The 20,626-nt window shown below is 31.1% G+C and carries 22 protein-coding genes; 7 read left to right on the top strand and 15 right to left on the bottom strand.

Annotation, left to right across the window (positions count from 1 at the left end; translation table 11 throughout):
• Positions 1–64: 64 nt before the first annotated feature.
• Positions 65–763: a zinc metallopeptidase gene (locus H0I30_RS08995; RefSeq protein ID WP_218771531.1), complete on the bottom strand. Its 699-nt coding sequence runs from the start codon at positions 761–763 to the stop codon at positions 65–67.
• A gap of 96 nt (positions 764–859) precedes the next feature.
• On the opposite strand from H0I30_RS08995, the gene H0I30_RS08990 reads away from it, so the two are divergent.
• The 6 genes from H0I30_RS08990 to H0I30_RS08965 all read left to right on the top strand — a co-directional run bounded on the left by H0I30_RS08990 (position 860) and on the right by H0I30_RS08965 (position 5,174).
• A complete protein-coding gene (locus H0I30_RS08990) occupies positions 860–1,891 on the top strand; it encodes an asparaginase (protein WP_218771530.1) in 1,032 nt (343 codons plus the stop codon).
• A gap of 242 nt (positions 1,892–2,133) precedes the next feature.
• Positions 2,134–2,847: a MotA/TolQ/ExbB proton channel family protein gene (locus tag H0I30_RS08985; RefSeq protein WP_218771529.1), complete on the top strand. Its 714-nt coding sequence runs from the start codon at positions 2,134–2,136 to the stop codon at positions 2,845–2,847.
• An 8-nt stretch (positions 2,848–2,855) separates the two neighbouring features.
• Positions 2,856–3,293, top strand: a complete 438-nt coding sequence (locus H0I30_RS08980; RefSeq protein WP_218771528.1) for a hypothetical protein — start codon at positions 2,856–2,858, stop codon at positions 3,291–3,293.
• Between the two features lie 6 nt (positions 3,294–3,299).
• Entirely contained in the window at positions 3,300–3,926 is a 627-nt protein-coding gene (locus H0I30_RS08975) for a biopolymer transporter ExbD (protein WP_218771527.1), read from the top strand.
• Positions 3,927–3,944: 18 nt separating this feature from the next.
• On the top strand, positions 3,945–4,415 hold the full coding sequence (locus H0I30_RS08970) for a biopolymer transporter ExbD (protein ID WP_218771526.1): 471 nt from the start codon (positions 3,945–3,947) through the stop codon (positions 4,413–4,415).
• A 90-nt stretch (positions 4,416–4,505) separates the two neighbouring features.
• Entirely contained in the window at positions 4,506–5,174 is a 669-nt protein-coding gene (locus H0I30_RS08965) for a porin family protein (RefSeq protein ID WP_218771525.1), read from the top strand.
• Here H0I30_RS08965 and H0I30_RS08960 read toward each other — a convergent pair.
• The 12 genes from H0I30_RS08960 to H0I30_RS08905 form a co-directional block, all read right to left on the bottom strand.
• A complete protein-coding gene (locus H0I30_RS08960) occupies positions 5,169–5,768 on the bottom strand; it encodes a hypothetical protein (RefSeq protein WP_218771524.1) in 600 nt (199 codons plus the stop codon). The genes H0I30_RS08965 and H0I30_RS08960 overlap by 6 nt on opposite strands.
• Positions 5,768–7,228, bottom strand: a complete 1,461-nt coding sequence (gene rpoN, locus H0I30_RS08955; protein WP_218771523.1) for an RNA polymerase factor sigma-54 — start codon at positions 7,226–7,228, stop codon at positions 5,768–5,770. Before rpoN ends, H0I30_RS08960 begins: the two co-directional genes overlap by 1 nt.
• Positions 7,229–7,311: 83 nt before the next feature.
• Positions 7,312–8,745, bottom strand: coding sequence for an asparagine--tRNA ligase (gene asnS / locus H0I30_RS08950; protein WP_218771522.1), 1,434 nt, complete (start codon positions 8,743–8,745; stop codon positions 7,312–7,314).
• A gap of 78 nt (positions 8,746–8,823) precedes the next feature.
• Positions 8,824–11,187: an RND family transporter gene (locus H0I30_RS08945; protein ID WP_218771521.1), complete on the bottom strand. Its 2,364-nt coding sequence runs from the start codon at positions 11,185–11,187 to the stop codon at positions 8,824–8,826.
• Positions 11,188–11,283: 96 nt separating this feature from the next.
• Positions 11,284–11,838 carry a ribosome recycling factor gene (gene frr / locus H0I30_RS08940; protein ID WP_218771520.1) on the bottom strand — a complete coding sequence of 185 codons (555 nt, stop codon included), beginning with the start codon at positions 11,836–11,838 and terminating at the stop codon, positions 11,284–11,286.
• Between the two features lie 42 nt (positions 11,839–11,880).
• A complete protein-coding gene (gene pyrH / locus H0I30_RS08935) occupies positions 11,881–12,591 on the bottom strand; it encodes a UMP kinase (protein WP_218771519.1) in 711 nt (236 codons plus the stop codon).
• Between the two features lie 115 nt (positions 12,592–12,706).
• Positions 12,707–13,675, bottom strand: coding sequence for a translation elongation factor Ts (gene tsf / locus H0I30_RS08930; RefSeq protein ID WP_218771518.1), 969 nt, complete (start codon positions 13,673–13,675; stop codon positions 12,707–12,709).
• Positions 13,676–13,755: 80 nt separating this feature from the next.
• Entirely contained in the window at positions 13,756–14,541 is a 786-nt protein-coding gene (gene rpsB, locus H0I30_RS08925; RefSeq protein ID WP_218771517.1) for a 30S ribosomal protein S2, read from the bottom strand.
• A gap of 152 nt (positions 14,542–14,693) precedes the next feature.
• Entirely contained in the window at positions 14,694–15,080 is a 387-nt protein-coding gene (gene rpsI, locus H0I30_RS08920; RefSeq protein WP_028888420.1) for a 30S ribosomal protein S9, read from the bottom strand.
• A complete protein-coding gene (rplM, locus tag H0I30_RS08915; RefSeq protein ID WP_028888421.1) occupies positions 15,080–15,535 on the bottom strand; it encodes a 50S ribosomal protein L13 in 456 nt (151 codons plus the stop codon). The genes rpsI and rplM overlap by 1 nt, the downstream gene beginning before the upstream one ends.
• A 100-nt stretch (positions 15,536–15,635) precedes the next feature.
• Positions 15,636–17,597 (bottom strand): LTA synthase family protein, encoded by a 1,962-nt coding sequence (locus H0I30_RS08910; protein WP_218771516.1) that lies wholly within the window; start codon positions 17,595–17,597, stop codon positions 15,636–15,638.
• A gap of 97 nt (positions 17,598–17,694) precedes the next feature.
• Positions 17,695–18,543, bottom strand: coding sequence for a flagellar motor protein MotB (locus H0I30_RS08905; RefSeq protein ID WP_218771515.1), 849 nt, complete (start codon positions 18,541–18,543; stop codon positions 17,695–17,697).
• Between the two features lie 135 nt (positions 18,544–18,678).
• Between H0I30_RS08905 and H0I30_RS08900 the strand changes: the two genes are divergently transcribed.
• The gene (locus H0I30_RS08900) at positions 18,679–19,653 is read left to right on the top strand and encodes an FAD:protein FMN transferase (protein ID WP_218771514.1); all 975 of its coding nucleotides are present in this window, start codon (positions 18,679–18,681) and stop codon (positions 19,651–19,653) included.
• Here H0I30_RS08900 and H0I30_RS08895 read toward each other — a convergent pair.
• Together H0I30_RS08895 and H0I30_RS08890 are read right to left on the bottom strand one after the other, a co-directional pair.
• Positions 19,650–20,420, bottom strand: a complete 771-nt coding sequence (locus H0I30_RS08895; RefSeq protein ID WP_218771513.1) for a class I SAM-dependent methyltransferase — start codon at positions 20,418–20,420, stop codon at positions 19,650–19,652. The genes H0I30_RS08900 and H0I30_RS08895 overlap by 4 nt on opposite strands.
• The gene (locus tag H0I30_RS08890) at positions 20,421–20,618 is read right to left on the bottom strand and encodes a gliding motility protein GldL (protein WP_218771512.1); all 198 of its coding nucleotides are present in this window, start codon (positions 20,616–20,618) and stop codon (positions 20,421–20,423) included.
• Positions 20,619–20,626: the final 8 nt, after the last annotated feature.

The raw sequence follows: 20,626 nt of genomic DNA, 5'->3' as shown, positions 1-20,626 counted from the left end.
AAATGCTCTCGGTTTTCCGAGAGCATTTTTTATTTAGAAAGAAATACAAAAGCATTTAAGATGCTTAATCTCTACTACCTAAAATACGTAATGCCCAATATAAAAGCATTGCTAAAGAACCTAGTGCAGCGACTAAGTAGGTTCTTGCTGCCCATTTTAAAGCGTCTTTAGAACCCGCAAGTTCTTCATGAGTTACAATATGCTTATTTTCTAGCCATGCTAGTGCTCTGTTACTGGCGTCATATTCTACGGGAAGTGTAATAAAACTAAATAAGGTACCCATTGCCATGAAAATAAGTCCGCCAATAGCAACCATTTGTCCAATTCCTGGCTGACCAGCACCAGCACCTAAAATAAGACCTCCAATAATCATCCATTGAGAAAAACGAGAAGAAATACTAACAATAGGAACTAATTTAGATCGCATTGTTAGCCATTGGTATGCTTTTGCATGTTGTACGGCATGTCCAACCTCGTGAGCAGCAACTGCAGCAGCCGATGCGTTTCTTTGATTGTAAACACCTTCACTTAAATTTACTGTTTTATTTTGCGGATTGTAATGATCGGTTAACATACCTGGTGTAGAAATAACTTTTACGTCGTTAATACCATGGTCATCCAACATTTTTTGAGCTATTTCTGCTCCGCTCATACCATTACGTAGATGAACTTGCGAGTATTTTTTAAACTTTCTTTTAAGTGTATTACTTACTATCCAGCTGAATAAAGAGATAATACCTATTAGAATATAAAATCCTATCATAATTTATTTGGTTTTAAAATTTTGTGTCAATTTTGTTTGATAAATTTACAACATAAATTATTCCATTATTAAATTACCTATAATAAAAGTGTCATAATGTCAAATAAGCCAAAAATTTTAATAGTATATACAGGAGGAACCATTGGTATGGTTAAGGATTATAAAACCGGAGCGTTAAAAGCGTTTGATTTTAGTCAGATATCTAGTAAAATTCCAGAATTACAACAATTACATTGCGATATTTCTACTATTTCTTTTGATGAGCCTATTGATTCTTCAAACATGAATGTAAATTATTACATTGATATCGCAGAAATTATTGCTAATAATTATGAGAAATTTGATGGTTTTGTAGTGCTTACAGGTTCTGATACGATGTCGTATACATCATCAGCAATTAGTTTTATGATAGAAAATTTACAAAAGCCAGTAATATTTACGGGTTCTCAGTTGCCAATAGGAGATTTAAGAACCGACGCAAAAGAAAATTTAATTACTTCGATACAGGTAGCTTCAACGTACGAAAACGGAAAACCAGTAATTCAGGAAGTAGGGTTGTATTTTGAGTATAAATTATACAGAGCAAATAGAACGACAAAAATAAATGCAGAGCAATTTGAAGCATTTGCCTCTATGAATTATCCGCCTTTGGCTGAAAGCGGTGTTCATTTAAATTTTAATTACCCAGTGTTGTTTCGGTCAATTAAAGAAGAAGATAAACTTGTTTTTAGGAAAAACTTAGATAATAATGTTGCTATTTTAAAACTGTTTCCTGGTATAACAGCGTCGGTAGTAGAAAGTTTTATGAATATACCGAATTTAAAGGGGGTAATTTTAGAAACATACGGTGCAGGAAATGCACCTACAGAAAAATGGTTTATTGATTTATTAGAAAAAACCGTTGCGAAAAATATATATATAGTAAATGTAACCCAATGTGCAGGAGGAAGTGTAATTTTAGGGCATTATGAAACAAGTTCAGACTTAAAACGTATCGGAATTGTAGATGGAAAAGATATAACAACCGAGACGGCAGTGGCAAAAATGATGTATTTACTAGGAGAAAAGTTGTCAAAAGAACAATTTAAGCATTATTTTGAAACTTCTTTAAGAGGAGAAATTAATTAAATTGAGCTTTTTTTATTAGATTTACAATCATAAGTGCTTGAAATAGTATTAGAAAGAAGAAAATGACGTAAAACCTCTCGTTTTTTTTTAATGTCCCAACATTTTTTTGTTACTTGGCAGTCTGAAAAATAAAAAAGTGTAATAAGTACAAGTAAAGAATTACTTATTGTTAAAAAAGTAAGTAATTTATAGTAAAATTTGTATTTTTAACCCGTTAACTATTTAAAATTAATTATAACAAAATGAAAAAAGTAGTAAATTTCCTAACTGTTGCAGGATTTATGTTTTTAGGGGCTATTCAGTCAACTCATGCTCAAGAAGCAGAAAAAACTTTTCACCAAGAGTTAAAACAACGTTTTATTGAAGGAGATCCTCAGTTTATGGGTATCGTATTGGTAGCTTTAATTTTAGGTTTAGCAATTGCAATCGAAAGAATCATTTATTTAAACATGGCAACAACGAATACTAAGAAATTAGTAGCAAGTGTTGATGATGCTTTAAGTTCAGGTGGTATTGAGGCTGCTAAAGAGGTTTGTAGAAATACAAAAGGACCTGTTGCTTCTATCTTTTACCAAGGTTTAGAAAGAGCAGACGAAGGTTTAGAAGCTGCTGAAAAAGCTGTAGTAGGTTATGGAGGTGTACAAATGGGGTTATTAGAGAAAAATGTTTCTTGGTTATCTTTATTTATTGCATTAGCACCGATGTTAGGTTTTATGGGTACTGTAATTGGTATGATTGAAGCTTTTGATAAGATCGCAGTAGCAAATGATATTTCTCCAGCAGTAGTAGCAGGTGGTATTAAAATAGCGCTTTTAACAACTGTATTTGGTCTTGTAGCGGCAATTATCTTACAGATTTTTTACAACTACATCGTTTCTAAAATCGATAGTATTGTAAACAACATGGAAGATGCTTCTATTTCTTTAATCGACTTATTAGCTAAGTATAAAAAATAATCAATTATATGAATAATAAAATATTAACATTACTAGTAGCTTTAATATCATTAGTAGGTATTGGGTTATTCGTAAACGTTGTAAGAATAGATCCAGAGAACTTAGAGGCTCTTAATAGTGCTGTTTCTCCTTTAGTAAGTTATTCATATTATTTACTAATTGTAATAGTAATTGTTGCTGTAGTAATCTCTTTATTAGGGATGTTTAAGAATCCAGCTGCTTTAAAGAAAACCTTACTAGGTGTTTTAGCTTTAGCTGTACTTTTTGTAGTGTCATATATGTTGTCTTCAAACGGACAAGTAATTGGTGCTGATGGAAGTGAGTTAGTTGCAGTAGGAAGTGTTTCTAAATGGGTAGGTACTGGTATAAGTTTTACCATGATTTTAGGAGCTATTGCAGGAGCATTTTTCGTAGTTGATTTATTAAAAGGAATCGTTAAATCGTAAGTTATTATGGCAAGAAGAGACAACCCAGAAATTAATGCAGGTTCGATGGCAGATATTGCATTCTTGCTACTTATCTTTTTCCTAGTAACAACAACAATGGATGTTGATTCAGGTATCCCTAAAAAGTTAGCTGAAAAAACAGATGTTAAGCCACCAATTGTAAAAGAGAAAAACATTTTTCAAGTTAGTATTAACAGAAACAATCAGTTACTTGTAGAAGGTGAAGGAATGGAGTTAGTAGACTTAAAAGATGCAGCTATCAAATTTATTGATAACGGTGGAGGTATTGGTAATCCAATGCCAGGAAAAGAGGCAGGAGCATCTTGTAACTATTGTAAAGGAGCGAAAGATCCTGAATCATCAGATCATCCAAACAAAGCAATTATCTCTGTTGAAAGTGATAGAGGTACCGAGTTTGGTACATATGTATCTGTTCAAAATGAGTTATTAAAAGCATATGATGAATTGCGTAATAGATTTTGCCAGGAAAAATATGGTATGAGCTTTACAGAATTAGAAAAAGCTTTTATAGCTGGTGCAAGAAAAGATGACGCATTAAGAAAAAAAGTAGAAGATGTTAAGAGTAGTTATCCTCAGATTATATCAGATACTGATCCAACTAATGTTCAATAGTATAAAAACAAGTTAAGTATGTCTAAATTTAATAAAAAGAAAAAAGAGATGCCAGCAGTGAATACATCTTCACTACCTGATATTGTTTTTATGTTATTATTCTTCTTCATGGTAACAACAGTAATGCGTGAAAACGATTTAGCGATCGAAGCACCGCGTTTACCTAGTGCTACAGAAGTAAAGAAATTAGAACGTAAGAGTTTAGTAAGTACTATTTATGTTGGTAAAGCAAAAGATAGTAAGTATGGTACTGGTTATAATAGAATTCAGTTAAACGATAAGATTGCTACACCAGATGATGTACCTTCATTTATTTTCTTAGAAAGAGGAAATGTATCGGAAGCTGAAGTTCCTTTTATGACAACTTCTTTAAAAATGGATAAAGAGTCGAGTGTTGGTACATTAGCTGATATTCGTGAGAAATTAAGAGACGTAAATGCTCTTAAGCTAAGTTTATCTACACACAAAGGAAGTGCTATTAAAAAGTAATCACTTTTTTCGAATAAATAATAAAAAGAGCAATCATACGATTGCTCTTTTTTTATACAAATAAACTATATTTAGCAATAGTTAAGTGTTATGGCAAATAGATTAATTTTCGTTTTATTTTTTTTATCAATAAATATATATGCTCAAAAAGATTCTTTACAAGTAGGGGATTCTTATTGGGAAGATCAGTTATATATTAATGTTTCTTATAATATATTAGATAATCAACCTGAAGAAGTTTCTAAAAGCGGATTTTCATTTGGTTTTTCAGGAGGTTATATAAAGGATATTCCTTTTGTTAAAAGCGGAAAAATAGCCTTTGGTATTGGTTTAGGATATGGATTTGATTCTTATAATCATAGATTAAAAGTTGTTGAAGGAGAGCCTGCTAATTTTCAGATAGATAATGGTATTACTAACAATAAATTAGTGCTACATAATATTGAAATCCCTGTTCAGTTTCGATGGAGATCATCAACGGTTAATACCTATTCTTTTTGGCGTTTTTACACTGGTATTAAGCTAAGTTATAATATTAGTAATAATTTTACATATGATGAAGCAGGAGTTAAGATTGATATATCAAACTTTACAGAATACAATAAGTTTCAAACAGGTTTAATACTTTCGGCAGGGTACGGAACTTTTAATTTTCACATGTATTATGGTTTAACGCCTATATTTAAGAATGCTTCCTTAAATGGCAATAAAATTGATACAAATATTATTCGCTTCGGGTTAAGTTTTTATCTTTTATAATATGTAATACGCTAAAAAAGGAGACGCTAAGCCAATAAAAAAACCAAGATACACTTCATTATATGTGTGAGCTTTTAATTGAAGTCTAGCGTTCGCTAAGATGCCTGAGAGCAATATAAAAACTATGATTAACGGAATTATATATATATTATGTATTTGTTGAAATAATAGAAAATATCCTGTTGCAGCACCGATAGAAAGTAAATGTAAACTTGTTTTTATTTTTGCAATAAATAAGGTGTAAATTAATCCCAACCCAAATACTACACCAAAAAATAAATAACTTAGGTCTTTAATAATTGTTATTTCAGAAAAAAATTTACCCAAAAAAAACAAAAGGGTCATCATAAAAAACAACGGTATTTTTCGTTCTTCAATACTATGTACTTGGTATGATTTTATAACGCCAATTGCCTTTAGTAAAACTAATAACAGCACAGGTATTACATATGTAGTAATAAAAACAACAGCTAGCATGCTATATTGCTGTTGTTGGTTTAAGTTAACAGGTGTTAAAATAAAATAAAGTATTATGCCAATTGTAGGTATTACAATTGGGTGTAAAATGGTGGATATGAATTTATACCAACGCATTATATTTCTTTACGTAAGCGTGCAACAGAAATATCTAACTGTTCACGATATTTTGCAACGGTTCTCCTTGCAATAGGATATCCTTTTTCTTTTAAAATCTTAGATAATTTATCATCAGTAAGTGGCTTTCGCTTGTCTTCCTCCTGAATTACAGTCTCAAGTATTTTCTTAATTTCTCGTGTTGAAACATCTTCTCCTTGATCATTTTTCATCGATTCAGAGAAAAACACTTTTATCAGTTTTGTACCGTATGGAGTAGAAACATATTTACTGTTAGCAACTCTAGATACTGTTGAAACATCCATGTGTATTTCGTCTGCAATATCTTTTAAAATCATCGGTTTCAGCTTGCGTTCATCACCCGTTAAAAAATAAGCTTCCTGCCTATGCATAATAGCATTCATAGTAACCAATAATGTTTGTTGGCGTTGCTTTATGGCATCAATAAACCATTTTGCTGAATCTAATTTTTGCTTAATAAAAAGCACGGCATCTTTCTGACTTTTACTTTTTGTTTTAGCATCACTATAACCTTTTAACATGTTGTTATACTCGCGTGAAACATGCAATTCTGGCGCGTTACGAGAATTTAAAGTAAGTTCTAAAACACCATCAATAATTTGAATAGAAAAATCAGGAACAATCTGTTCTGCTATCTTATTATTACCAGCATATGAGCTACCAGGTTTTGGATTTAATCTACCAATTTCTGTAATTATTTCTTTTAGCTGCTCTTCATCAATCGTAAACTTCTCTAAAAGTTTTTTGTAATGCTTTTTTACAAAATGATCAAACGCGTTTTCAAGAATATTAATAGCTAAAGCTCTTGTTTCTTTTTGCGGTTTTGATTTTAATTGAATAATTAAGCACTCTTTTAAATCACGCGCACCTACACCAACTGGATCTAATTTTTGAACTACGTTAAGTAAAATTTTTTCTACTTCAGCTTCGGTGGTAAAAACATTTTGTGTAAAAGCTAAATCATCTACTAAGTCGATAATTTCTCTACGAATATATCCGCTATCATCAATACTACCTACTAAAAAATCGGCAATAGCACGCTCTTCTTCGTTTATTCTAAAAGTATTTAATTGACTATTTAATGATTGATGAAAACTTGTTCCTGCTGCATAGGGAACTTGTTTGTCTTCATCATCAGCCGAATAATTGTTAACTTGCGTTTTGTAACTTGGGTATTCATCATCACTTAAATACTCATCAATATTTATATCGTCAGTATCTATTTTTTCGTTTCCTTCGTCATAATCCTCATCATTTGTTAAAGTGTCCTCAAAGTTTTCTGGTTCTTCTTTACCAGTATCTAAAGCAGGATTATCTTCAATTTCTTGCTCTAATCTTTCTTCAAAAGCTTGTGTAGGTAATTGAATTAACTTCATCAACTGAATTTGTTGTGGAGATAATTTTTGAAGTAACTTATAATGTAAACCTTGTTTTAACATACTTACAAATATAAGAAATAGGTTAAAAAGAAATCGTCATTCTGTGAGGAATGACGATTGTAGTATATAATTTTATGATTTCTTTAAAATTCTGCGTTTTGCGGCGTTCTAGGAAAAGGAATAACATCACGTATATTACTCATACCTGTTGTGAATAAAACTAAACGCTCAAAACCTAAACCGAAACCAGAATGAACAGCTGTTCCGAATTTACGAGTATCTAAATACCACCATAATTCTTCTTCGTCTATATTTAATTCTGCCATTTTAGATTTTAAAACATCTAAACGCTCTTCTCTTTGCGATCCACCAACCATTTCTCCGATTCCTGGAAATAAAACATCCATTGCGCGTACTGTTTTACCATCGTCGTTTAAACGCATATAAAAAGCTTTAATCGTAGCTGGGTAATCAAATAAAATTACCGGACATTTAAAGTGCTTTTCAACTAAATAACGCTCGTGTTCTGATTGTAAATCAACACCCCATTCTGTAATAGGAAACTGAAATTTCTTCTTTTTATTTGGTTTACAATTACGTAGAATATCAAAAGCTTCCGTATAACTTACTCTTTTAAAGTTATTCTCTGCAACAAAGTTTAATTTCTCAATTAATCCCATGTCACTGCGTTCAGCTTGTGGTTTTGATTTTTCTTCTTGTGTTAAACGATTGTCTAAAAATTCTAAATCGTCTTTACAGTTTTCTAAAACATAACCTAAAACAGATTTGATAAAATCTTCTGATAAATCCATATTTGCATCTAAATCATTAAATGCAACCTCAGGTTCAATCATCCAAAACTCAGCTAAATGACGCGTTGTGTTTGAATTTTCGGCTCTAAAAGTAGGTCCGAAAGTATATACTTTCCCTAATGCCATCGCATAAGTTTCAGCTTCTAACTGACCAGAAACTGTTAAGTTGGTTTCTTTACCGAAAAAATCTTTAGTATAATCTATATTCCCTTCTTCGTTTAACGGTGCTTTATTTGTTTCGAAATTTGATACATGAAACATTTCTCCTGCACCTTCAGCGTCAGAACCTGTAATTATAGGAGTATTAACGTAGTTAAATCCGTTTTCTTGAAAGTATTTGTGAACTCCAAAAGACAGGGCAGAACGAACTCTCATAACTGCACTAAATGTATTTGTTCTAATACGTAAATGTGCATTTTCTCTTAAAAACTCTAAGCTGTGCTTTTTAGGCTGAATAGGATATTCATCTGGATTAGAATCTCCTAATATTTCTAATTTAGTAACCTTAACCTCTACGCTTTGTCCTTTACCTTCACTTTCAACTAAAGTACCTGTAATACTAACAGCAGCACTTGTAGTTATTCTTTTTAAAAGTTCTTCATCTGTATTTTCAAAATCTACAACACATTGAATATTATTAATGGTAGAGCCATCATTTAAAGCAATAAAACGATTGCTTCTAAAGGTTCTAACCCATCCTTTTACATGTACTTCTTGTAAAAATTTATCAGAATGTAATAATTCTTTAACGCTACTTCTTTTCATCTTCTAAAAAATTGAGAAGCAAAGATACTTTATTACAAAGAATTGAGCAATCTAGATATTTAAAATGCAGAGAAACTTTTAGTCTTCTTCTTTTGGTGGTAAAATTTTAAAGTTAGTTTCTTTTAAGACCTTTTTGTTTGCTATTTTCTTTTCGAAAGATAATAGGAGAGAAGGTAGTAATAACAAGTTAGATACCATTGCTAATAGTAACGTAACTGAAACTAAACCACCCAAAGCAATTGTGCCCCCGAAACTAGAAAGTGTAAAAACTAAGAAACCAAAGAATAATACGATTGATGTATAAAACATACTTACACCGGTTTCTTGTAATGCAGAGTAAACAGCAGGTTTTACTTTCCAATTATTAGCAAGTAATTCTTGTCTGTATTTTGCTAAAAAGTGAATTGTATCGTCTACCGAAATACCAAAGGCTATACTGAAAACTAAAATTGTTGATGGTTTTATAGGGATGCTAAAGAAACCCATTAAACCAGCCGTAATTAATAACGGAAGCATGTTTGGTATTAATGATATAAAAATCATTTTGTAAGAACGGAACATCCACGCCATAAAAATAGAAATCAATAGTATAGCAAGGGATAAAGAAATTACTAAGTTCTTAATTAAGTAATTTGTTCCTTTTAAGAAAACCAATGCTTTCCCTGTCATAGAAACAGTAAATTTTTCTTCAGGAAATTGTTTTTTAATAACGGCATTTAGGCGGTCCTGAATAATGTCCATTTTATCGGTACCAACATCTTTCATGAAAGTTGTAATACGCGCATAACGCCCAGTGCTATCTACAAAGTTTTTCAGCATGCCCGAATTACTGTCAGAGTTTTTGGTGTAAGCGAAAATATATGCTTTTTCCTGACTCGTTGGTAATTGATAATATTTCGGATTTCCTTTATAGTATGCTTGCTTAGAGTATTTAACTAAATTGGTGATAGAAATAGGTTTTGATAACTCAGGAAAGGTTTCAATGGTTTCATTTAACTTTTCCATCTTTTTTAAGGTAGAAAGTTTCATCACACCTTTTTCTTTTTTAGTGTCAATCAGAATTTCTAACGGCATAATTCCGCCAAACTCAGTTTCAAAAAACTTAATGTCTTTATAAAACTGCATTCCCTTAGGCATATCTTCAATTAAACTACCCGAAACGCGAATTTGAAATAAGCCAATCATACTTAATATAATTACAATAACCGTGGTAATATATATAGTAATTCGTTGTTTTTTAACCATACGTTCCATCCAGGCAACTACATTTCCCATCCACTGTTTTTCTAGATGATTTAAATGTTTTTTTTCAGGGCGAGGCATGAAACTGTATATAATCGGAACGATTAAAAGTGCTAAAATAAAAATACTGATGATGTTTACTGAAGCTAAAATTCCGAATTCTCTAAGTAGTTGACTTTTTACAAAAACGAAGGTTGCAAAACCAGAGGCTGTTGTAATATTTGTCATTAAAGTAGCATTACCAATCTTAGAAATTACACGTTGTAATGACTTTGCTTGGTTACCGTGTTTTTTTATTTCCTGTTGATATTTATTGATAAGAAAAACAGCATTTGGCACACCAATTACAATAATTAACGGCGGAATTAAAGCCGATAATACAGTGATTTCATATCTAAATAAACCAATAAACCCGAAAGCCCAAACAACACCAATACCAACAACTAATAATGTAATGAAGGTAGCTCTAAAAGAACGGAAAAAGAAAAAGAATATAACAGCTGTAATACCTAAAGCTCCTAATACAAAGAGCTGCATTTCATCAATTATATTCTGAGAATTTATGGTTCGTATGTATGGCATTCCAGATAAACGCACATCTATTTGATGTTCTTTCTCAAATTTTTCTACAGTAGGAATTAAAATTTCAACAATAAAATCTCTTCTTGCTGGTTTGTTTACAATATCTTTATTTATATAAATAGCCGTTTGTAAGGTGCCTTGTTCGTTGTATAATAAGTTGTCGTAAAAAGGAAGTTTTTCAAATAATTGTTTCTTTATTCTATTTACTTCTTCGTTTGTGGTAGGCGCTTTATCAAAAAGTGGTTCAAGAACAAATTTTCGTTGTTTTCTATCAGCTTTTAATTCTTTAACATCAGCAATAGATAAAGTGAAATCTACTTGTTGTACACTGTCTAGATCTTTTACAAGCTTGTTCCATGCATTAAATTTGCTAGGAGTAAAAATTGTAGAATCTTTTACACCTAAGATAACTAAATTGCCTTCTTCACCAAAAATATCTAAAAACTGATCATATTGTATGTTTGCTTCGTGATCTTTAGGAAGTAGATTAGCTTCTGTGTAAGAGAAGCGCATATATTTCATTTGAGAGACTAAAAGTCCTGTAATAATAGCAATAGCAATTAAAACCAAGTATCGGTTACGTAATATAAATCCAGCGATTTTAGTCCAAAAAGTCATTCAAATATTTTTTACAAAGTTATGTTAAATGAACCAATTAAACGAAAAAAAAAGAGTGCCATAAAGACACTCTTTTTTAATATTTATTAGAAATAATTAAACTGTCATTATCTCTTTTTCTTTTACGGATACTTTAGCATCAATATCTTTAATAAAACTATCTGTTATTTTTTGAACTTCAGCTTCTGCATCTTTTTTTGCATCATCAGAAATATCAGTTTTTTTAATGTCGTTGTTAGCATCTTTACGCGCATTACGAACTCCTACTTTTGCATGTTCAGATTCAGCTTTTGCTTGTTTCGCTAAATCTTTACGGCGCTCTTCTGTTAATGCTGGTACGTTAATAATAATATTATCACCGTTATTCATAGGGTTAAAACCTAAGTTAGCAAGCATAATAGCTTTTTCTATTTCTTGTAACATGTTTTTTTCCCAAGGCTGAACTGTAATTGTTCTAGCATCTGCAGTACTTACATTTGCTACTTGTCCTAAAGGTGTTGCAGAGCCGTAATAATCTACTTGTACGTTTGCAAGCATTGCTGGTGAAGCTTTACCAGCTCTAATAGTACGCAATTCTTTTTCTAGATGCGCTATAGCATTGTTCATTGCCTCTTTGGCCGAATCTAAAATAAAATCTATCTCTTCGTTCATTTTGTTCGTTTTAATGCCTCTAAAAAAAGAGGTTTTTTTAATTTATTCGTTATTAACTATTGTTCCAATTTTTTCTCCAGAAACTAATTTCAGTAAATTTCCTTTTTTATTCATATCAAAAACAATAATAGGTAATTTATTTTCTTCACTTAAAGTAAAAGCAGTCATATCCATTACTTTTAAGTCTTTTTTAATAACATCCTTAAATGTTATCTTTTCATATTTTACAGCGTCTTTATCTTTTTCAGGATCTACGTTGTAAATACCATCAACACGTGTACCTTTTAATATTGCATCTGCATTTACTTCAATTGCTCTTAATACAGCTGCGGTATCAGTTGTAAAATAAGGATTTCCTGTTCCTCCACCAAAAATAACCACGCGTCCTTTTTCTAAATGACGATTTGCACGACGTTTAATATAAGGTTCTGCTATTTCTTTAATTTCAATAGCTGTTTGTAAGCGCGTATGAATTCCTTCGTCTTCTAAGGCACTTTGTAAAGCTAAACCATTAATACAGGTTGCTAACATTCCCATATGGTCACCTTGTACGCGGTCCATACCTTGACTAGCACCAGCCACTCCTCTAAAAATATTTCCACCACCAATAACGATAGCAATTTCAACATTTTTTTCTAGTACTTGTTTAATTTCTTGTGCGTATTCTTTAAGTCTCTTTGGGTCGATACCGTATTGACGGTCTCCCATTAATGATTCGCCACTTAATTTTAAAAGGATTCTCTTGTATTGCATAGTTTTGTTGAAAGTTATGCAAAACTACGTTTTTTTTTTGAGTTTAAATTTTGATAAAATAAAAAAAACCATCCAAAAAATTGGATGGTTTTAATTATAAAGATATTGGTAAGAATTATCCTAAAGTGATTCTTACGAAGTTTTTAACTTCTACGTCACCAAAAGAAGAAACATATTCTGCAACAGTTTTCTTTTCGTCTTTAATAAACTTTTGATCTAATAAACATTGTTCTTGATCTAAAGTTGTATTATCAGAAATAAATCTTTCCATTTTTCCTGGTAAAATTTTATCCCAAATTTTCTCTGGTTTACCTTCTGATTTTAATTGTTCTTTAGCTTCTTCTTCAGCTTTAGCTAAAGCAGCATCAGTTAATTGTAATCTAGATACATATTGAGGAACGTTCTTTAAAGTTTTACCTAAACGAACTAATTCTTCATTGTCTTTTACGATAGCAGCAATTCTTGCTTCAGTTTCAGATTCTACATAAGCAGGATCAAAACCTTTGTAAGATAAAGAAGTTGCTCCCATAGAAGCAGCTTGCATAGCTAAGTCTTTTGATAACTCAGCAGCTTTATCTATAGATTCAGATAAACCAACCATAGCAGCAATTTTACCGATATGAGTATAAGCTCCTACATAAGGTGCTTCAAGTCTTTCGAAAGAAGTAATATCGATTTTTTCACCGATAACTCCTGTTTGCTCGATTAACTTCTCAGCAACAGTTACTCCACCAAAATCAGCAGCTAAAAATTCTTCTTTACTTTTAGTATTAAAAGCAATAGCAACAAATTGAGAAGCTAAATCTTTAAATGAATCATTTTTAGATACGAAATCTGTTTCACATGCTAATACAATAGCAACACCGTAAGTATTGTCATCACTAATTTTAGTGATTGCAACACCTTCAGTAGACTCTCTATCTGCTCTTTTAGCAGCTATTTTTTGTCCTTTTTTACGTAAAACATCAATTGCTTTATCAAAGTTCCCTTCAGCTTCTACTAATGCATTTTTACAATCCATCATACCAGCTCCGGTAGTTTCTCTTAATTTTTTTACGTCTGCAGCGCTAATTTTTACTGACATTTCTGTAGTTATTTTTAGTTGTAAATATATTGTTGTAAAAAATTTAAAGGTTTCAATTTAATGAAACCTTTAAATTGAAATTATTTAGTTTCTTCCTTAGCAGGTGCTGCTTCGGTAGCTACTTTTTCTTCTTTAGCTTCTGTTTTAGCAGGCGCTTTTTCTACTTTTGTCTTTTCTTTGTCAGCTTTTCTTTCAGTTAAGCCTTCATTGATAGCATCAGTAATATAAGATAATACTTTATCAATAGATTTTGAAGCATCATCGTTTGCAGGAATTACAAAATCAACTGGTCTTGGATCAGAGTTTGTATCAACTAATGCAAAGATTGGAATGTTTAATTTTTGTGCTTCAGCAACAGCAATGTGCTCTTTTTTTACATCAATTACAAAAACAGCTGCAGGTAAACGAGTCATATCAGAAATAGAACCTAAATTCTTCTCTAATTTAGCTCTCTGACGGTTGATTTGTAATTTTTCTCTTTTTGATAATGCATCAAAAGAACCATCTTGCTTCATTCTATCAATAGTAGCCATTTTCTTAACAGCTTTACGAATAGTTACGAAGTTTGTTAACATACCACCTGGCCAACGCTCAGTAATAAAAGGCATGTTAATGTTTGTTGCTCTTTCAGCTACGATATCTTTCGCTTGCTTTTTAGTTGCAACGAATAAGATCTTACGACCAGAGCTTGCTATTTTTTGTAAAGCTAATGCAGCTTCATCAATTTTAGCAGATGTTTTATACAAATCGATGATGTGAACACCATTACGCTCAGTATAAATATAAGGAGCCATGTTAGGGTTCCATTTTCTAGTTAAGTGACCGAAGTGCACTCCACTTTCTAATAATTCTTGAATATTTGCCATTTTAATAAAATGTGTTTACGTTCTGTTTTCACAATATTTCAGTAGTTATATTAAGTCTGAAATATTTAGATACTAAACTGTTAAAAATTAATTTATAACAGTCTCTTTTTGAAAATACAAAACCAAAGCTTTTTGCAAAGCAGTGATAAATATTAACGCTTAGAGAACTGAAATTTCTTACGTGCTTTCTTCTGACCGAATTTCTTACGTTCAACCATTCTAGGGTCACGAGTTAATAAACCTTCTGGCTTTAACACAGCTCTGTGCTCTTCGTTAATAGCTACTAATGCTCTAGTAATTGCTAAACGAATTGCTTCTGCTTGACCTGTAATACCACCACCATATACATTTACTTTAATGTCATAAGACTCTAAGTTCTCAGTTAACATTAAAGGTTGTTGGATCTTGTATTGTAAAGTTCCTGTTGTAAAGTAGTTTTTGTACTCTTTTTTATTTACAGTAATGTTTCCTTTACCTTCTGAAAGATAAATACGAGCAACAGCTGTTTTTCTTCTACCTATTTTGTGTACAGTTTCCATTATTTAAGATCGTTAAGGTTAATAGCTTTTGGGTTTTGAGCAGTTTGTTGGTGCTCAGTACCTGCATAAGCATACAAGTTTTTGTATAATGCACTACCTAATTTGTTTTTAGGTAACATTCCTTTTACTGCTTTTTCGATTAATCTTGTAGGATCTTTTTCGAACATTTCTGTAGCAGTTAATGATCTTTGTCCACCTGGATATCCTGTGTGACGGATGTAAGACTTGTCAGTCCACTTTTTACCAGTTAAAACAATTTTTTCTGCGTTGATAACAACCACGTTGTCTCCACAATCTACGTGAGGAGTATAATTTGGCTTGTACTTACCTCTAATTAGCATTGCTATTTTAGAAGCTAGACGACCCAACGTTTGCCCGTCCGCATCAACTAAAACCCACTCTTTATTAACAGTGTTTTTGTTTGCTGATACCGTTTTGTAACTTAATGTGTTCATAATTACACGATTAGTTTTTGTTTATTAATATATTTATTTATCCTTAAAAAAGGTCTGCAAATGTACGGTTAATTATTTGATTGACAAATAGCGTGTTAGTTTAATTTTTAACTTTTAATTTTCCGTTTTTAAATAGGTCAAAAGCGGCTTGATAATAGGAGATTGTTTCGTTTAAGAATAAAGAATCTGTTTTTGTTGGTGTGATTTCATTTTTATCTTTATTCCAACGGTACGATTTATGTTTTTTGTTGGTTTCTAATAGTAATAACTTCTCTTTTTTTAATAAACCTACCTTACGATGATTTCCTATAAATGCGCGTTCATCTTCTGGCTGCATTTTATTGATGTCTGTTCCGAATAACTTCGTGTTGTAAGACCAATTTAAATACCCGAATAGGGTTGGAAATATATCTATTTGAGAACTTAATTTATCTATTTTAATTGGGGTTTGGTTTTTTAGATTGGTAATGAAAGCAGGAATATGATGATTTCTTACGTTTATTTCAGTTCTACCAGCACTAAAACCACAGTGATCAGACATAATAACAAATACTGTGTTTTTATACCAAGCTTTTGTTTTAGCTTTTGTTAAGAATTCATTTAAACTTTTGTCTAAATATTTTATGGCTCCTTCTACGTTTTTCCCTGAAGGAACATCAACAACATTATCAGGATATGTATAGGGTTTGTGATTTGAGCTTGTCATGATAAAACTAAAAAAAGGCTGCTTACTTTTTGCTTTTTCGTCAGTAACTTTTAATACTTTATTAAAAAGATCTTGATCACAAACTGCCCAAGCATTTTCAAAAGTCATTTCATCATCTTCAATACGTGTTCTATTAGTAGGTAGTTCTTCTTTTAAACGATGTGATTTTCTTCTGTCAACAATATCAAATCCGTTGTAGCTAAAATAATTTGTCATATTATCAAAATGACCATCACCTCCATAAAAGAAAGTTCTGCTATACCCTTTTTGTTTAAAAACATCACCAATAGTAGCTAAATTATCATTGTTTTCGCGTTTAACAATACTTCGGCCAGGTGTTGGAGGAATAGCTAAGCTGATAGCTTCAATACCTCTAATAGTTCTTGTTCCTGTAGCATATAAACTTGTGAAGAATACTGAATTATTAGCTAGTGAATCTAAGGTTGGAGTCCAGTTTTTTGTACTTGTAAAGCTTTGCATAAAACGAGCATTGATACTTTCTAAGCCTATGAAAATTACATTAGGTTTTAGTTCTGTGCTGTCGTTTTTTGTATATCGGTATATGTTATCTTTTGCTAGTAAGCTGTCGTTAGATGCTTTTATGTTTTCTGAAAGTAATTTGTACGTTTTTTTCTTCGGAAGTGTTGCGTAAAACTCGTTATAGTCCAGTTCATTACTTTCATAAGCAGCGAAAAATGAATACATGCCAGATTTAGCGAGTTCGTTTTCATTGATGCTTGTAAATACTTCTGCATTATTATTTGTAATGTAGTTATGGCAAAAACCTAAACTAATTAATATGATTAATGTAGGAATAAGCTTCGATTTAAAAGTGTCGGAATTATTAAAAGTGTTTTTGTAAGCGTTTCTCTTTGATGCGAAACGAATACTAAAAACCAATACTAAAACAATAATCCCAATCAATAAGGGTAAAGGGAACGATTGATGAATGTTTTCAATAACCTCATAGGTGTATAAAAGGTAATCAACGGCAATAAAATTATAACGTCTTTGGTATTCGTCCCAAAAAGGAATTTCAGCTAAAAAAGAAAAAATAAAAACAAATAAGAAAAGTCCGTAAGAGAATTTGGTAATGATTTTATCGAGTAAACTCCCGTGAAATTTTGAAGGAATAATTAGTAGGTATATTGCATAGATACTAATTAAATAAAGTAGATTATTGATGTCGAAAAATAAGCCAATAAAAAATATTTTTATTAGTTTTATTAACGAAAAATCGATGTGTTTAAAAGCTAAAATGTATAAAACAAATCGAACTATAAATGCAAAAAATAAAATAGTTAAACTAAATGTTTTTAATAGTTGAAATCTCTTCGGTAAAATAATATTTAGCATGATAAATTTGGTTCTAGAACACAAAGAACGTTACTTTTTTTGAATAAAAAAAGACTACCCGTTAGAGTAGTCTTTTTAATATTATGAGAGTTTGTGATTACTCAGCTTTTTGCTCTAACAATTCAAAAAATTGATTTAAACGAGGAAGAATAATGATTTTTGTTCTTCTGTTTTTTGCTTTATTTTCAGGAGTGTCGTTTGTAGTTAAAGGTACATAACTACCTCTACCTGCTGCGATTAATCTGCTAGGTGCTACGCTGTATTTGTTTTGTAATTCACGAACAATAGAAGTTGCACGTAAAACACTTAAACCCCAATTATCTTTGATGCTAGATCCTTTTGATACTGGTGTGTTATCTGTGTGCCCTTCAATCATTACATCCATTTCTGGCTGACCGTTTACAACTGTAGCTACTTTTTCTAAAACTTTTGAAGCTTTCTCTGAAATAGTATAGCTTCCGCTTTTGAATAATAATTTATCAGAAATAGAGATGAAAACCACTGTTTTCTCAACATTAACTTGAATATCTTCATCATCAATACCCTGTTGTAATTCCTTCTTTAAATGAAAAGCAACCACTAAGTTTAATGAATCTTTTTTAGAGGCAGCAGCTCTAATTCTATTAATGTATTTATCTTTTTTACTTAATTGAGTTAATGTTTCTTTAATATTATCATTAGCTCCTTTTGTTAAAACAGTCAAGTTTTCTACTTGTTGAAGTGTGTTTTGTTTATCCGCTTTTAAATCACCTACAGATGATTTTAATGTAGAAACTTTGTCTTCGCAGCTTTCTTTTTCAACCAAACACTTTGTTAAGTTCGCTTTTACAGCTACCAACTCTTCTTTTGTTTGTTCATGTTTTGCTTTTATAGCTTCTAATTCTTTGGTAGAAGCACAAGATGTTATTAAAAATGCGGTTGTAAGAAATAAAAATATTTTTTTCATTTTTATATTGTTTTTTAGTGTGAGGGTTATTTGTGTAATAGTAAGACAAATTTATAAAAATGAAGTTACAAAAAAGAGAATTAACAATCTTTTATGAAGTAATAATCGATTATTTTTGTCAACAAATTTAAAAAGATGATTAAAAAAATATTTTCCGCCGCTGCAGTAATAATCGTTTTATTAACAGCTTGTAAACAAGAAAAGAGGGTTGGTGAAGTTAAGTTAGAAGGTTTCGTTTTCGGAACAACTTATCATATTACTTATTTAGACGGTGTTGATTATCAAAAATCGATTGATAGCTTATTTTATTTGGTGAATAAATCACTATCAACATATATGCCTACTTCTGATATTTCTAAAATTAACAAAGGAGATTCAACTATTGTTGTTGATGCTATGTTTATAGATGTTTTTGATAAAGCGAAAAGAATATATAAAGAGACGGATGGTTATTTTGATCCTACAATAGGCAAATTAATCAATGCCTATGGTTTTGGTTCAGGTAATGAAATTAAAAATTTATCATCCGAAGAAATCAATAATCTGATGATTGGTGTTGGTTTTGATAAGGTAATACTTAAAAATAGTAAAGTATATCGTGATTCAAATCATATTGAATTTAATGTGAATGCTTTTGCTAAAGGATATGGTGTTGATGTTATTGGTTGGTTTTTAGAAAGTAAAAAAGTGACTAATTATTTGATAGAAATAGGAGGTGAGATAAGAGCAAGAGGAAAAAAGAATTCAAAATTATGGAAGGTTGCTATTGAAAAGCCTAATGTAGATGGAACTCGATCAGTTCAGAAAGTGATAATGCTAGATGATGAGTCAATGGCTACTTCTGGGAATTATAGAAAATTTAAAGTAAATGCAAAAGGAGAAAAAATAGTGCATACCGTAAATCCGAAAACAGGATTGGCTTCCGAGAGTAACTTGTTAAGTGTTTCCGTTCGTTTAAAAGGAGATTGTGCTGACGTAGATGCATATGCAACTGCTTTTTTAGCAATGGGTTTGGAAAAAACAAAAATATTTTTACAAAAACACCCAGAGCTAAAAGTGGTTTTATTGTACAATGATGAAAATAATGAATTAAAAGAGTTCGTGAATTAACCTTTAAAGCACACAGGCAAAATTTCGCCTTTCATTAAAGCAAATCGTTCTAGTTTTTCTGGAGCGATTTTTTTTGTGAAATCAACTTCATCAACTTTAAAGCCTATAGAACGAAGTTTGTTGAAATAATCGCGACCATATACACGAACATGATCGTATTGACCGAATATTCTTGCACGTTCTTTACGATCGGTAATAGTATCGTCTTCAAAAGTTTTTTCTCTTGATAAGTCTTGCGGAATCTGAAAAATACCGAATCCGCCGCTATTTAATACACGATATAATTCTTGCATTGCTTTGGTGTCATCCGTAATATGTTCTAAAACATGATTGCAAAACACCACATCAAACTCATTGTCTTTAAAAGGTAAATCGCAAATATCAGCCTTTACATCAGCAATTGGCGATTCTAAATCAGAAGTAATATAATCTAAGTTTTTCTGGTTTCTAAAAATGTCTAAAAAACATTGTTCAGGCGCAATATGTAATACTTTTAATTTTTTATCCGAAGAAAAAAAATTAGTGTCATTTTGTAAATACAACCACAATAAACGATGTCTTTCTAAAGATAATGTAGAAGGAGAAAGTGCATTTTCTCGTTGCACGCCATAACCATAAGGTAATAATTTACGAAACGATTTTCCATCAATAGGATCGGTAAATTTATCGCCTTTTAACCACCAAGCAATCATAGGGCGAACCCAATAACTTGCTTTAATTAATAAAGGTCTTGGAACGGTGTTTAATATGGATTTAAAAACTTTCAATTATTGATTTAAAGTGTCTTTAAATTTTTTGTTGGTAAATAATTTTATGATAAATAAAATGAGAGCAATTATTTGTAAAATTGTTCCAGCTGTAAGTAACTCTACTGCTAACATTAAATGGAGTACTTTAAATAAAGCGCCAATTGTTATTAGTATAATTCCTACAATGAAAACAAAAATAATGTACTTTAATTTCATGCTTTTTT

It is taken from the genome of Tenacibaculum sp. AHE14PA, from assembly GCF_019278465.1.
Classification (GTDB): Bacteria; Bacteroidota; Bacteroidia; order Flavobacteriales; family Flavobacteriaceae; genus Polaribacter; species Polaribacter bernardetii.
Note: the sequence above shows the minus strand (reverse complement) of the source record. Positions and strands in the feature narration are given on the sequence as shown.